Origin of the sequence: Rossellomorea sp. LjRoot5, assembly GCF_964253455.1 — a bacterium.
Lineage (GTDB): Bacteria > Bacillota > Bacilli > Bacillales > Bacillaceae_B > Rossellomorea.
The window spans coordinates 130,327-143,330 of the sequence record NZ_CAXUQN020000001.1 but is presented as its reverse complement, the minus strand read 5'-3'; the positions used below and the strand labels follow the sequence as shown (position 1 = coordinate 143,330).

The 13,004-nt window shown below is 44.7% G+C and carries 12 protein-coding genes; 2 read left to right on the top strand and 10 right to left on the bottom strand.

The features are described 5' to 3' along the window. Window positions 1-97 precede the first annotated feature (97 nt). On the top strand, window positions 98-1,411 hold the full coding sequence (locus ACSQ2E_RS00740) for a short-chain fatty acid transporter (protein WP_435988914.1): 1,314 nt from the start codon (window positions 98-100) through the stop codon (window positions 1,409-1,411). A gap of 121 nt (window positions 1,412-1,532) precedes the next feature. Here ACSQ2E_RS00740 and sda read toward each other — a convergent pair whose 3' ends face one another. Continuing rightward, window positions 1,533-1,664, bottom strand: a complete 132-nt coding sequence (gene sda, locus ACSQ2E_RS00735; RefSeq protein ID WP_224944160.1) for a sporulation histidine kinase inhibitor Sda — start codon at window positions 1,662-1,664, stop codon at window positions 1,533-1,535. Between the two features lie 366 nt (window positions 1,665-2,030). Between sda and ACSQ2E_RS00730 the strand changes: the two genes are divergently transcribed. Next, window positions 2,031-3,392, top strand: a complete 1,362-nt coding sequence (locus ACSQ2E_RS00730; RefSeq protein ID WP_435988913.1) for a YjiH family protein — start codon at window positions 2,031-2,033, stop codon at window positions 3,390-3,392. 55 nt (window positions 3,393-3,447) lie between these two features. Here the strand turns inward: ACSQ2E_RS00730 and ACSQ2E_RS00725 are convergent, their stop codons facing one another. The 9 genes from ACSQ2E_RS00725 to ACSQ2E_RS00685 form a co-directional block, all read right to left on the bottom strand. Beyond that, window positions 3,448-4,716: an ATP-binding protein gene (locus ACSQ2E_RS00725; RefSeq protein WP_435988912.1), complete on the bottom strand. Its 1,269-nt coding sequence runs from the start codon at window positions 4,714-4,716 to the stop codon at window positions 3,448-3,450. A gap of 441 nt (window positions 4,717-5,157) precedes the next feature. Continuing rightward, the gene (locus ACSQ2E_RS00720; protein WP_435988911.1) at window positions 5,158-6,099 is read right to left on the bottom strand and encodes an L-threonine 3-dehydrogenase; all 942 of its coding nucleotides are present in this window, start codon (window positions 6,097-6,099) and stop codon (window positions 5,158-5,160) included. A gap of 91 nt (window positions 6,100-6,190) precedes the next feature. Then, the gene (locus ACSQ2E_RS00715) at window positions 6,191-7,381 is read right to left on the bottom strand and encodes a glycine C-acetyltransferase (protein WP_435988910.1); all 1,191 of its coding nucleotides are present in this window, start codon (window positions 7,379-7,381) and stop codon (window positions 6,191-6,193) included. A 255-nt stretch (window positions 7,382-7,636) separates the two neighbouring features. After that, window positions 7,637-8,815, bottom strand: coding sequence for a MalY/PatB family protein (locus ACSQ2E_RS00710; RefSeq protein ID WP_435988909.1), 1,179 nt, complete (start codon window positions 8,813-8,815; stop codon window positions 7,637-7,639). A 108-nt stretch (window positions 8,816-8,923) separates the two neighbouring features. After that, on the bottom strand, window positions 8,924-9,619 hold the full coding sequence (locus tag ACSQ2E_RS00705; protein WP_435988908.1) for a DNA alkylation repair protein: 696 nt from the start codon (window positions 9,617-9,619) through the stop codon (window positions 8,924-8,926). A 249-nt stretch (window positions 9,620-9,868) separates the two neighbouring features. Next, window positions 9,869-10,513, bottom strand: coding sequence for a YczE/YyaS/YitT family protein (locus tag ACSQ2E_RS00700; protein ID WP_435988907.1), 645 nt, complete (start codon window positions 10,511-10,513; stop codon window positions 9,869-9,871). A 318-nt stretch (window positions 10,514-10,831) separates the two neighbouring features. Beyond that, window positions 10,832-11,188 (bottom strand): VOC family protein, encoded by a 357-nt coding sequence (locus ACSQ2E_RS00695; protein WP_435988906.1) that lies wholly within the window; start codon window positions 11,186-11,188, stop codon window positions 10,832-10,834. An 11-nt stretch (window positions 11,189-11,199) separates the two neighbouring features. After that, window positions 11,200-12,219, bottom strand: coding sequence for an S-adenosylmethionine:tRNA ribosyltransferase-isomerase (locus tag ACSQ2E_RS00690; RefSeq protein ID WP_435988905.1), 1,020 nt, complete (start codon window positions 12,217-12,219; stop codon window positions 11,200-11,202). Then, window positions 12,216-12,947 carry an SDR family NAD(P)-dependent oxidoreductase gene (locus tag ACSQ2E_RS00685; RefSeq protein WP_435988904.1) on the bottom strand — a complete coding sequence of 244 codons (732 nt, stop codon included), beginning with the start codon at window positions 12,945-12,947 and terminating at the stop codon, window positions 12,216-12,218. The genes ACSQ2E_RS00690 and ACSQ2E_RS00685 overlap by 4 nt, the downstream gene beginning before the upstream one ends. Window positions 12,948-13,004 lie beyond the last annotated feature (57 nt).

Genomic DNA, 13,004 nt, shown 5'->3' with positions numbered 1-13,004 from the left:
TTTTATCATTTTCTGCAATTTCATATAGAATGAAAGGGTTTTCATTCATCGCTATAGAAGAATAGTATGGAGGTATATTTTTATAAGGGGGATGAAGATGAAGGGACTTATTTCATTATCTAACAAAATCATGCAGCGTTATTTGCCGGATCCATTTTTATTCGTGGTCATTTTAACGTTGGTCGTGTTCGGCCTTGGGCTCATTTTCACTGAAAGTTCAAGTCTTGAGATGGTTCAGTATTGGGGGGATGGATTCTGGAGCCTGCTTGCCTTTTCCATGCAGATGGTACTGGTCCTTGTGACAGGGTACGTTCTTGCGAGCAGTCCTCTATTTAAACGGTTCCTCGGGTTTCTTGCTTCGTTTGCCAAATCTCCTGGTTCTGCCATCGTCATCGTGACCGTGGTTTCCATGATTGCAAGCTGGATCAACTGGGGATTCGGACTTGTCATCGGGGCATTATTTGCAAAAGAATTGGCCAAGCGGGTGAAGGGCGTCGATTACCGATTGCTCATCGCCAGTGCATACTCGGGCTTTGTCGTCTGGCATGCAGGGTTCTCAGGATCGATTCCGCTTTCGATTGCGACTGATGGTCATCCGTTTCAGGATTTGATCGGGGTCATTTCGACCAATGAAACCATCTTTGCCACGTCCACTCTCATCATCGTTGCAGCATTATTTATCGTCCTTCCGATCACCAACAGGATGTTAATGCCATCGAAAGAAGAGACGATAACGGTTGACCCCGAGCTCTTCAATGAGACAGCTTCCACCCTTGAAAAAGAAGCGATGACTCCTGCCGATAAACTTGAAAATAGTATGATTTTATCGATTATTGTGGCGGTGCTCGGAATTGTGTTCTTATTCTCATACTTTGTTAAAAATGGTTTCGCACTAAATTTAGATATCGTAAACTTTCTGTTCCTCTTTCTCGGCATTCTTTTTCACGGTACGCCGAAGCGCTTCCTTGCGGCTGTACAAGAGGCCATTAAAGGAGCAAGCGGGATTGTCATCCAGTTCCCTTTCTACGCGGGGATCATGGGGATGATGACTGCATCCGGACTCGCTGTCGTCATGAGTGAAGCTTTTGTATCGATTTCAAATGATGCGACGTTTTATTTCTTCGCCTTCCTGAGCGCAGGGATTGTCAACTTCTTCGTTCCTTCCGGTGGCGGACAGTGGGCTGTTCAGGCTCCAATCATGCTCGATGCCGCTCAAACCCTTGATGCATCGGTCGCCAAAACTGCCATGGCCGTTGCATGGGGTGATGCATGGACCAATTTGATCCAGCCATTCTGGGCTTTGCCGGCTCTTGCCATCGCAGGACTGAAGGCAAAGGATATTATGGGCTATTGTGTGATCATCCTTGTCATCAGTGGCGTGGTCATTTCACTGGGGTTACTATTTTTATAATGGAATAAGCAGTGCTATTCTTCCGGATGGTGTTTTTTACCTGGAACCATAAAAAGGCCGGCCTCCTAAGAGACCGGCCGGTATGTATAGAAGCTCATTATCTTTTATATTCGCTTACCTTCTATCGTACACTTTCCCTTCTCTCCAGCTCTCCTTCTAACATCTCAATAAATTCTTCTTCCAATCCTTCTTCCTGCGCCAATTGGTAGACATTGGCCAACTGTTCTTCTGTAAGTTTTGTTAAAGATGTCATCGTTTACAACTCCTGACCATCTAAGGTATGAATTCTTTATACCCACATAAACAGAGGTTAAACCCATATTTTCAAATTATAAAATCTTTTTTTAGTTCTATATTCACCTTCTACTCATGTTATTATTGAAATTTTTTAAAATTTTAGTAAAATGGTAAACATACATAAAGATAGCGCTTTCTTTTCTGGTATTATAGATTTACTGGATATTATTAATACTTTATGTTTCACCCCGCCTTCCTTTGGGAAAACCTACTGAGGGATACATACATTCTATTCCTCTAACTTTCTGTGGACAAATTTATATGTATGCATTAAAATGAATAATGTTTCATTTTCCGTTACTACTACTTCTGAGGTGAATTTATGAATCAGCAACATCGCTTTACACTAACAAGTCATTTACGATTTATCATCCCTTCCTTATTGGGAGTTTTTCTATTTATGATACCGATCCCGGGGAAAGACGGAATTACGATACCGATCGCGGTCTTATCCGGGCTTCTACAGGATTGGATCGGCAGCTATGTACCTTCCATTATGACAGGCTTGATCATCCTGACGGTCATCGGCACGTTCATCACAAAGCTCGCACACCCGGATTTCATTGAAAAATCACCGTTTTTTACAAGTCTATTCGATGTCAGGCCTGTATGGGCCGTTGTCAGAGTAGTCGGCGCCATCTTTGCCGTGATGACTCTGTTTAAGCTAGGGCCTGAGTGGGTCTGGTCAGATGCAACAGGGGGACTTCTATTAAACGCGGACGGACTTCTCACTATTCTTTTTTCTGTATTTCTTTTTGCAGGACTTTTCCTGCCGCTATTATTGAATTTCGGATTACTCGAATTATTCGGTGCACTTTTAACGAAAATTATGCGTCCTGTATTCGGCCTTCCGGGTCGTTCTTCCATTGACTGCTTAGCGTCGTGGCTTGGGGACGGTACGATCGGCGTATTATTGACAAGCAAGCAATATGAAGATGGTTATTATACGAAGAAGGAAGCAGCGGTCATCGGGACAACCTTCTCAGTCGTATCCATCACCTTCTGCCTTGTCGTCATTTCACAGGTGAATCTTGGGGAATATTTCATTCCATTTTACCTGACCGTATCTGCCGCAGGACTTCTTGCAGCGATTATCCTGCCGAGGATCCCGCCTTTATCCCGTAAACCTGACACGTATTTCAATGGTCAGGAAGGGAAAAACACGATGGAAGAGATCCCTGAAGGTTACAGCCGTGTCGGTTATGGCTACGAGCAGGCTCTTGTACAGGCGAAAAACAACAACAGTGCCTCGAAGTTCTTCACAGATGGAATGAAAAATGTGCTGGATATGTGGATGGGGGTGGCACCGATCGTCATGGCGATCGGGACAACGGCCCTGATTGTTGCCGAGAACACAAAGTTCTTTGAATACATTGGGATGCCGCTTATTCCGGTCCTTGAGCTTCTGCAAATCCCGGAAGCAACGGAAGCATCACGCTCCATCCTTGTCGGGTTTGCTGATATGTTCCTACCGGCCATCTTCGGATCGGGAATTGAAAGTGAATTGACGCGCTTTGTCATCGCCTGCTTATCTGTCACACAATTGATCTACATGTCTGAAGTTGGCGGACTGCTCCTTGGTTCCAAGATCCCGGTCGATTTCAAGGATCTGGTCATCATCTTCCTGCAACGGACATTTTTGACGTTACTTGTGATTGTAGCGATTGCTCATATGATCTTTTAAGAATAGGAAAAACCAGGTTCGGATCCGAACCTGGTTTTTTTGATAGGTACATCTGTTAACTATTTTGAACCACCGGAAACGTCACTTCCACTTTCGTTCCCTTATTCACCTCAGAATCAATCTGAAGGGATCCTTTATGGTCTTCGATAATTTTTTGACTGATGGTAAGCCCGAGTCCCATGCCCTTTTCCTTCAGTGTGAAAAACGGCTCTCCCAGTCGTTTCAATCGATCTGGAGGGATACCTGTCCCCTCATCCTCGATGATGATATGAATGGACTCGTTCCTTATTTTCCAGTCGACATCGATTTCCCCTTCAACCATCGACTCTATGGCATTTTTAATAATATTGATAAAGACTTGTATGCATTGATTCTTATCCCCGAACACATGAATCGGGGATGATGGTAGTTGTATATTCAATGTGATGCCTTTAAGAAGGGCTTCATGCCCCATGACCTTGACCACATACCTCAGGACGTCACTCATATCAAAAGGTTGATATTCCCTCATTTGAGGCTTGGATAAAATGAGGAGCTCCCCAACGATTTGATTGATCCTGTCCATTTCAGAAGACATGACTTTAAGGTAGTGGCCGGATACATGCTCGTTTTCTTCCAACAGTTGAATGAAGCCTTTGATGCTTGTAAGGGGGTTTCTGATTTCATGTGCGATCCCTGCCGCAAGTTCCCCCACAACGGAAAGCTTCTCTTTTCTTAACAGCATTTCTTCTGCAATCTTCTGTTGGGAAATATCCCTACCGATGATGACCAGTCCCTTTCGTTCCTGATTCGAATGGAATAATGGGACTTTAATGACGTCAAAGGTTTTGAACTCTCCGTTTGGAAGATAAAACCCTTCCTCGCATCGTGTGACTTGCTCTGCTTTCCATGACTCCTCATCGGAATCGATGCAATAGTCAAAGGCGTCTTTAAAGAATGGAACCAGCTTGCCCAGCTCCCTATCCGTCTTGCCGACATAATCAATGTCCTCAAGATTATACAGCTTACGTCCAAACTGATTCACCTTCAACCAGCGCCCCTCCCCATCCTTGAAACAGACAAAATCGGGTAGCGAATGAAGAAGGGTCGAGAGCTGATTTTCTTCTTCTAATAATTTCTGGTGCTTTAGCATAAACTGATTTCCTTCCTTTAACAGGAAGAGGAGAACCGCTGCTGCTGCACTCACCAGAAGAAGTGAAGCGATGATGTTCCAAGGCTTATCAAGCATGAGTATAGCGAGGATCTGAAACACGAATAGAGCCATCATGATCATGATTAAATTGTGAAATGCATGTATCTTCGTACGATTCATTTTCTCAATCATTTTAGTCACCCGTCTCACTCATACTTTTTATTCAAAATAAATTAAATATATAACGGACCAATCGATGTGTTATAAAAGAGGACATAGACTCCCATACCTTTATAGTTCATATGTACCACCCTCCTAATTAAACCAAACCAAGTAATCGTCCCTTAATTGATTGGGAGAATGCGCAGCATAACTTGGGTACGATTGACGAAGTCAACACGTTCGGTCTGAAATTTCAGATATTAATATTCATTTGAAAATATAGACACGATGGCGGGACTGAAGTTGGGCATAATCGAGAAGCGTTTTCACCATTTTTTTCCACAAAAGGGAACTCTCTCTTTCATTATATCATGGACCTATCAGATATTGTCACTTTTTGTCGTATTTCCTAAGACATTTTGAACAGTGAAAAAAGGATCCCCATGAACGGTTTCACAGGGATCCTTTCTCTTATTTCGTTTTCAATTTATCCAGCATATCTGATGTCATTTTCGCTAAATCGTATTCCGCTTTAAAGCCCCATTCCTTCATGGCTGCACTTGAATCGATGGCGTTTGGCCAGCTCTCAGCAATGCTTTGGCGAACGGGATCGACGTGATAATCCAGCTTGAAATCCGGCTGATGAACGCGGATCGCTCCGGCGATGTCTTCAGGCGCCACGCTCATGGCTGACACATTGAAGGAATTGCGATGCTCAAGCTTTGAACCGTCCGCTTCCATCAGGTCGATGATCGCATTGAGGGCATCCGGCATATACATCATATCCATGTAAGTACCTTCACCAATATAGGAAGTATACTCATTATTCTTGATTGCCTCGTAGTAGATTTCTACAGCATAGTCCGTCGTTCCACCGCCTGGGAGGGTTTCATATGAAACAAGCCCAGGGAAACGCAACCCTCTGGTGTCCACTCCAAATTTCGTGAAGTAGTAATCTGAAAGAAGCTCGCCTGATACTTTGTTCACCCCGTACATGGTCGTTGGGCGCATGATTGTATCCTGTGGTGTGGAATCCTTTGGTGTAGATGGGCCGAATGCTCCGATGGAACTCGGTGTGAAGAATTGGCATCCTAATTCTCTTGACGTCTCAAGGGCATTCACAAGTCCGCCCATGTTCAGATTCCAAGCGAGAAGCGGTTTCTCTTCTGCCGTCGCGGATAACAGCGCGGCCAGGTGAATGACCGTATCCACGTTATGTGTTTTCGCAATATCAAACATTTTCTCGCCATTGGTGACGTCAAGTTGTTCAAACGGTCCATTTTTCACAACCGGACTATCCGTTTCACGGATATCCGTTGCGATAACGTTATCTGAACCGTATACTTCACGCATTTTATTGGTGAGCTCAGAACCAATTTGTCCAAGAGCACCCGTTACTAAAATCTTTTTCATCGTCTTTCCTCCTGCATTTACCTTTGGTGATATCGTATTACATATAGGGACGGCTATGTAAGTCGCGCCCTATACGGTTTGTACTGTTTGATTAGATAATATCCATTTCTTTTCCGACTTTCTCATATGCTGCTATCGCCTGATCAAGCATTTCCTTCGTATGTGCAGCGGAAGGCATGTTTCTGACACGTCCTGCTCCCCTTGGCACAGTTGGGAAAACGATTGATTTTGCATAAACCCCTTCTTCATAGAGACGCTTACTGAAGTTCTGCGTTGCCTGTTCTTCACCGACGATCACAGGCGTGATAGGTGTCTCACTGTTTCCGATATCGAATCCAAGCTTCGTCAGCTCTTCCTTCAAATAACGGCTGTTTTCCCACATTTTATCCTGAAGTTCCGTTGAATTCATAATAAGATCAAGGGCTTCCGTACAAGCCGTCACATCTGCAGGTGTCAGAGATGTGGAGAATAGGAATGGACGTGAACGGACCTTCAACCAATCGATCAGGTTTTGTGTTCCCGCCACATATCCGCCGACTACACCGATCGCTTTCGATAATGTACCCATTTGGAAGTCCACTTTATCAGACAGGCCAAAATGTTTGACCGTACCGGCACCTTTACCAAGGACACCTGAACCGTGAGCATCGTCTACATACGTCATGATATCGAATTCCTCAGCGATTTCAACGATTTCAGGGAGCTTACATACATCCCCGTCCATTGAGAATACTCCATCAGTGATAATCATGATTTTATTGTATTGACCGGAATTCTTAGCTTCTTTCGCTTTCGCACGAAGATCTTCCATATCGGAGTGACCAAAACGGATGATCTTGGCTTTCGATAAACGGCACCCGTCAATGATGGATGCATGGTTCAGTTCATCTGAAAGAATGGCATCATTCTTATCCATCACAGCTGAGATGGCTGCCATATTACAGTTAAATCCTGATTGATAAGCGATCGCTGCCTCTGTCCCTTTGAATTTCGCAAGCTTTTCCTCAAGCTTCACATGAAGATCCAGCGTACCGTTGATGGTACGGACAGCTCCTGCTCCAACACCGTATTCTTTCACCGCTTCAATCGCAACCTTTTTCAGGCGTTCGTCTGTAGCAAGTCCCAAATAGTTATTTGAAGATAAGTTCACGAGCTTTTTCCCGTTAATGGTGATCACCGGTCCATTAGCTCCTTGCAATGGATCGATTTCATTATACAAACCGCGTGATTTTAAATCTTCAAGGTTCTCTTGTAGAAAGTGATCTAATGTCTTGCTTGTCATATACTCGTCCTCCTGTTATGTAAGCGTTTTAAAAACAAATGTCCACTCCAAAAATACAATATTTATCAGTTGGTTCTTTGTGTTTTCTAAGGATTATTCTATTTTTTAGTTTAACATGTTTTTTCGTGATGGACAAAAATTATCTTCAGTTTTCGGGTTAATGTTAGTGTTCCCTTAATGGTTGAAGTTAGTTGATTTTATTTGACGAAAAATAAAAGATGAACAAAAGCCGTCACTTCTGTTCATCCAAGTTCGTTATTTAACTATTTTGCCTTCGAGACGGTGTTGGAGTATGGCTTCGTGCATTCTTCTCAGGGCCAGGTCGACACGTTCCTTGGGGCAGGCGATGTTCATTCGGACGAAGGATTGGCCGCTTTCTCCGAATTTGAAGCCTTCGTCAAATTTGACCCGGGCTTTTTCTAAGAAGAATCTGCAAAGCTCTTCCCCTTGCATGTCCAACCCGGTACAGTCGATCCAGATCAGATGTGTGGCCTGTGGCTGGATGGCTCTAAGCTCCGGCAGATGCTGCCCCAGATAGTTCTCTACATACTGTTTATTCTCTTCCAACACCATCAGGAGCTCTTTCAGCCACGGTTCCCCTTCCTCATAAGCCGCGATCGTGCCTTCGATTCCAAACACATTCGGCCGCATCAATCCAAAGCCGGTGAGCTTGTCCTGATACTTCTCCCTTACTTCTTCACTGGGAATAAGGAGGATGGAGGTTTGCAGCCCCGCTATATTAAACGTTTTACTTGGAGCTGCACATAGAATACTTCTCTCCAACAGACTCTCATCCCCTTTAAAGAGAGGAATATGTTCATTTCCTTCGTACACTAAGTCTCCGTGCATTTCGTCGGAGATGATCCATAGATCATGACGTTTGGCAATATCACCGATTTTCCTCAGTTCTTCAGCCGTCCACACCCGCCCCACAGGGTTATGCGGGCTGCAGAGGATAAGGATCTTGGTTCTTGAGCGACTCGCTTTCTCTTCCAGATCGTCGAAATCGATGGAATACATACCATCTTTATAGAGCAAAGTATTCTTCACTACCGAACAGCCATGATTCTCAATCGTGCTATAGAAAGGATAATAAACCGGATCCTGAATGATGACACCGTCTCCAGGCTCAGTCAGCACGGACAGCAGTACATTGATTCCGGGAATGATCCCGGGACTGAAGCTGATCCATTCTTTATTAATATCCATCTGGAATCGTCTTTTCCACCATGACATAATGGACTCAAAGTATCGATCGCTAAATGTCGTATAGCCGTAAATGCCGTGCCGGGCCTTCTTGTTCAGTGCTTCCACAATGGCAGAAGAAACCTGGAAGTCCATATCTGCTATACACATAGGGATCACATCCCCTTTTGGAAACGACCATTTAACGGAGTGAGTATTCGTTCTCTCGATGCAATCATTCCAATTCATATCCCAATGCCCCTCTCGAATCTATCTTTCTTTACTTTATACTAGATTGGGGCCCGGGTGAATACAAACAAATAGGAATTTCCCCTTATCTCTTTGCGGGACCCCTTGCTACTTTACCGTTTTCTCCACCTTAGCTTTTCGATTCACATGCTTCAATCCTTCTCGTATGCTTAGTGGAGCCAGCTCCTCTGAAGCAATGAAATTTTCCACCGCTTCTGGATTCGTTTTTGAATACTCCCTTAAGGCCCAGCCGATGGCCTTCTGGATGAAAAATTCATTGGATTGATGGTGCATTTTGATGTATCTGAATAGGCGAGCCTCATCGGTTTTGTCCTTATATTTCAATTGATGGAGTATGGCGATGCGGTTCAACCACATATTATCCGATTGAATCCATTTCTCTAAGTATGTGTCATCTTCTTCTTTACGATAGATTTTCCCTACATGATTGGAAGCAATATGATCAATCGTATCCCACCAGGATTTCGTTACGATCATTTCTTCCAAAAGGGGAAGATGCTCTTTTGTTAAGTACCTTGATTGTTTATCGATCAGGCCGAGAGCGGCGTATTGACATTCTCGCTGAGGCCGGGACCAGAGAGAACGGACAATATCAGGCAATTCTTCAATGGCCGGTTTATCGTTTTCTTTCACAAAATCACGGAGCAAGAGAGTGCGTTCCGGACTCCTGATGCCAAAGAACTCAAATTGATTCCTCATATAAGCTTCCATGGCTTCCCGATTTTCACTGTTTTGATGATCGTTCAATAGAGCAATCAGTTTATCAGCATACTCATGACTCATGTAACGTCTCCTCCTTTTGACTCCGTTCCTCACATTCAAAACAACAGCACTTTCCGTCCCCGATTTGAACACCGTTAAAGAAACCGTCCAAACAATAGAGAGGCTTTTGACAGAAACAACAATAGTCTACAAGCTCTTTCATACTCCCACCCATTCCTTCTCACATAATAGATCCCGCTTACCTGAACTCTATTCATACTTCTGGATGATCGTTTGAAATACCTTTTAGAATGTAAAAAAAGACAATCCTTAGCTTGCTAAAGGATTGTCGCGTTTTGCCATCTGTCTTGCAATGAGAAAGTGAAGCAGCTTTTTGCTTTGAGGTAATGAAAATCCAACGATGGAACCGAGTCCGAGTGCGATGATCACGGTACCGATCCCGACAGGACCACCCAATAACCACCCGAAGAAGAACACGATGATTTCCATTCCATTCCGGACCCATTGAACTTTCCAACCCGTTTTCTCAACGACCAGCAGCATGAGACTATCCCGTGGCCCCGCTCCGAGGTCCGCTGATACGTACAGACCGATTCCATACCCGATCACCACGATCCCAATGGCAAATACAATGGTTTGAGCCACAAGCGAATGAGGATCAGGCAGTACAAAATTAAACACATCTATGAAAATGCCAATTAACAGCATATTGATAAAAGCACCGGCTTTAGGAAATGACCTGGTCCCGATACCTGTCACAAACAGGATGATGAAGCCCACAATGATGGACCACGTCCCGATCGTCAGACCGAGTTGCTTGAATAACCCATAATGAAATACATCCCAAGGTCCGATTCCAAGGTCTTTCCCCTTGATCGTCAAGCTGATGCCAAACGACAGTACAAGCAGTCCCACAAAGAAAAACGACCAGCGTAAACTCTTTTCTTTATTCATGAAAATCCCTTCCTACACCATAGTCAGTTCATTTATTACCCGGATAACTGTATCACAGAATCACAGACAAAAAAATTTCATAAAGCCTATGGGTTTGGTGGGGATAATTTAGTAGGGGGGAGTTGTTGCGCGTGCGTTCATTTATTTTTTACATTTATTGTTAATCGGCTGGATTTCTTGGGGTTTTGGCTGGATTTTCGCCGAAAACGGCTGGTTTTATGGCTATTCCCGCTGGTTTTTCACGAAAAACGGCTGGATTATCGGACAAAACGGCTGGATTCAGGATGGCTCACTCTCTCAAAAACAATAAACCATCCTCTACTCTTCAATCATTTCAATGATTTCTCCATCGGGACCAAATAAAAAAGCCACTTTCCATCCATTTTCAAGAAGAAGGGGGCCTTCCACAGGCATCAACCCCTTCTCCTTTACGAATCCAACTTCCTTTTCAAGGTCCATTGCTTCCAATGCAATATGAAGGAATGCACATGGTGAGCCCTCACCATTCCCAGATTCCTCTATGAGCTCGAATCGGCAATCCCCCTTTTTTAAAAACAGGATGCTCTCACTGCCCCACTCAAAAATCATTTCTTCTTCAAACCCAAAATGGGTCTGATAGAATTCCTTCGACCTCTCCAGGCTCAATACATTCATCCCTATATGATGAAGTCTCATATCCATTCTCCTTACAAAATGATATTCATATCCCCGAATTCATGCCATTTATAGTTTTTTGCCAGTGCCGTTTGATAGGCATGACGCAATTTGTCCTCTGACATGAACGCCTTTAAGAGATTCAAATGACTCGCTTCCGGTTCGTGCAGCCCTGTAATGAGGCCGTCTACGATTTGGAGGGGTGTATCGCCGGATATATACAGATTGGTGACACCTTCAGCCGGCTGCAGCTGCCCGTACTGAATCATGATCGTCTCAAGTGCCCGTACAACCGTCGTACCCACTGCGACGACCCTCTTCCCCCGATCCTTAGCGTGAAGTATCTCTTTAACCGCTCCTGAACTAACCTGATAGTCTTCGGGATGGTGCTCTGGCATCGGCCAGCGATCATTTCCATAGTAACTCAAGCCTGCGTGGAGCTGGATGAACACAATGCCGACTCCTTTTTCTTTTAAGGCTTGTAATAGCCTCCATGTAAAAGCTCTTCCGGCAGAGGCCATTTCAACGGACCCCGGTACCGATCCATAGACATTCTGGTAATAATCCAGGGGCCAAGGCTCCTGGATGTATTCATAACGGATGGGCTCACCGTATTTGAAAATAAAATCCATCAGTTCACTGCCACCCTTGTTGAACTCCAGCTGTACAAGCGGGCTTTCACTTCCTTGACCCTTTATGCGCCCTGATACACCTCCTGGAAAGTGAATTGGTTCCCCCGCCTGATGAAAGTCCCCAAGGATGAGGGCATCCCATGTGTTACAACCTTTTTTCCGGGAAAGGCGAACGAGGACATTCCGGTTTCCCTGTGTCCCTTTGAGTGAAGCGGGAAGTGTTCTGCTGTTATTAAAAACAAGCACATCCCCCTCATTTAAAAAATCAGGCAGGTTTTTAAATACAGCATGTTCACACTTGCCGTTCTCACGGTCCAGCACCATCAGCTTTACGTCATCCCTTTCAAACCCTTGAAGCTCGATGGGTGTCGTCGCGTTCAAACGGGAGGGGATGTGAAATGAATTCGAATGTTCATTCATGCCTCCTCCCTCGCTTTCCCTTGAAACTCCTGTGCTTCAAATCTCTTACCGTGTTCCTTTGTCGAAGCCTCAGAAGCGAGGTAAAGAAAGACATCAAGGTGATCATGTGGATTCGCAAGGGGATAATCACATTCAGGTACAGCCTTGTCGTGCATTTCCGTGTCCATCTCACCCGGATCCACCATGTTCACTCGCACACCTGTCCCATTCAGCTCGTCAGCCCACGTTTGAGTCATTCCTTCCACCGCGAATTTTGAAATACCGTACGCCCCCCATTCTCCGAACCCTGTTTGGCCCGCTTCTGAAGTTATATTTATGATGGACCCCGTCCCTCTGCTGATCATTCCGGGAAGAACCCGTTTGGTTACTAAAAATGGGTTTAACGTATTGATCCTGAGCACCTCCATAAACTCCGCCTCTGGATAATCCGCCAACAGACGCGGCCCCGGTCCAAACACAGAAGCGTTATTTATCAGAACATCAACGCTTCCCCACACTTCCTCCGTTACCGACACGAAGCGATCAACATCCCGTGCACTCGAAACATCGGCCTCACAAGCCACAACTTCAGCTCCCAATACTTTCAGTTCTTCCTCCACTTCCTTTAGTGGACCTGAGTTTCTTGCACAGATGGCCACCTTCGCTCCTTCTTCAGCGAACTTCACGGCCAATGCCTTCCCCAGTCCTTTGGAAGCACCCGTTATCATGACGACTTTATGTTCAAACATATTCCATACCCCTTTCATTTCTCTTGTTACTCCCAGTGTATGGAATTTCCAAAGGTA

Excerpts from the sequence above, each read along its gene's own strand:
- ACSQ2E_RS00710 (WP_435988909.1), bottom strand. The coding sequence starts at position 8,815 with ATGAATTGGAATGATTGCATCGAGAGAACGAATACTCACTCCGTTAAA.
- ACSQ2E_RS00705 (WP_435988908.1), bottom strand. The coding sequence starts at position 9,619 with ATGAGTCATGAGTATGCTGATAAACTGATTGCTCTATTGAACGATCAT.
- ACSQ2E_RS00690 (WP_435988905.1), bottom strand. The coding sequence starts at position 12,219 with ATGAATGAACATTCGAATTCATTTCACATCCCCTCCCGTTTGAACGCG.
- ACSQ2E_RS00730 (WP_435988913.1), top strand. The coding sequence starts at position 2,031 with ATGAATCAGCAACATCGCTTTACACTAACAAGTCATTTACGATTTATC.
- ACSQ2E_RS00700 (WP_435988907.1), bottom strand. The coding sequence starts at position 10,513 with ATGAATAAAGAAAAGAGTTTACGCTGGTCGTTTTTCTTTGTGGGACTG.
- ACSQ2E_RS00695 (WP_435988906.1), bottom strand. The coding sequence starts at position 11,188 with ATGAGACTTCATCATATAGGGATGAATGTATTGAGCCTGGAGAGGTCG.
- ACSQ2E_RS00685 (WP_435988904.1), bottom strand. The coding sequence starts at position 12,947 with ATGTTTGAACATAAAGTCGTCATGATAACGGGTGCTTCCAAAGGACTG.
- ACSQ2E_RS00725 (WP_435988912.1), bottom strand. The coding sequence starts at position 4,716 with ATGATTGAGAAAATGAATCGTACGAAGATACATGCATTTCACAATTTA.
- ACSQ2E_RS00740 (WP_435988914.1), top strand. The coding sequence starts at position 98 with ATGAAGGGACTTATTTCATTATCTAACAAAATCATGCAGCGTTATTTG.
- ACSQ2E_RS00715 (WP_435988910.1), bottom strand. The coding sequence starts at position 7,381 with ATGACAAGCAAGACATTAGATCACTTTCTACAAGAGAACCTTGAAGAT.
- ACSQ2E_RS00720 (WP_435988911.1), bottom strand. The coding sequence starts at position 6,099 with ATGAAAAAGATTTTAGTAACGGGTGCTCTTGGACAAATTGGTTCTGAG.
- sda (WP_224944160.1), bottom strand. The coding sequence starts at position 1,664 with ATGACATCTTTAACAAAACTTACAGAAGAACAGTTGGCCAATGTCTAC.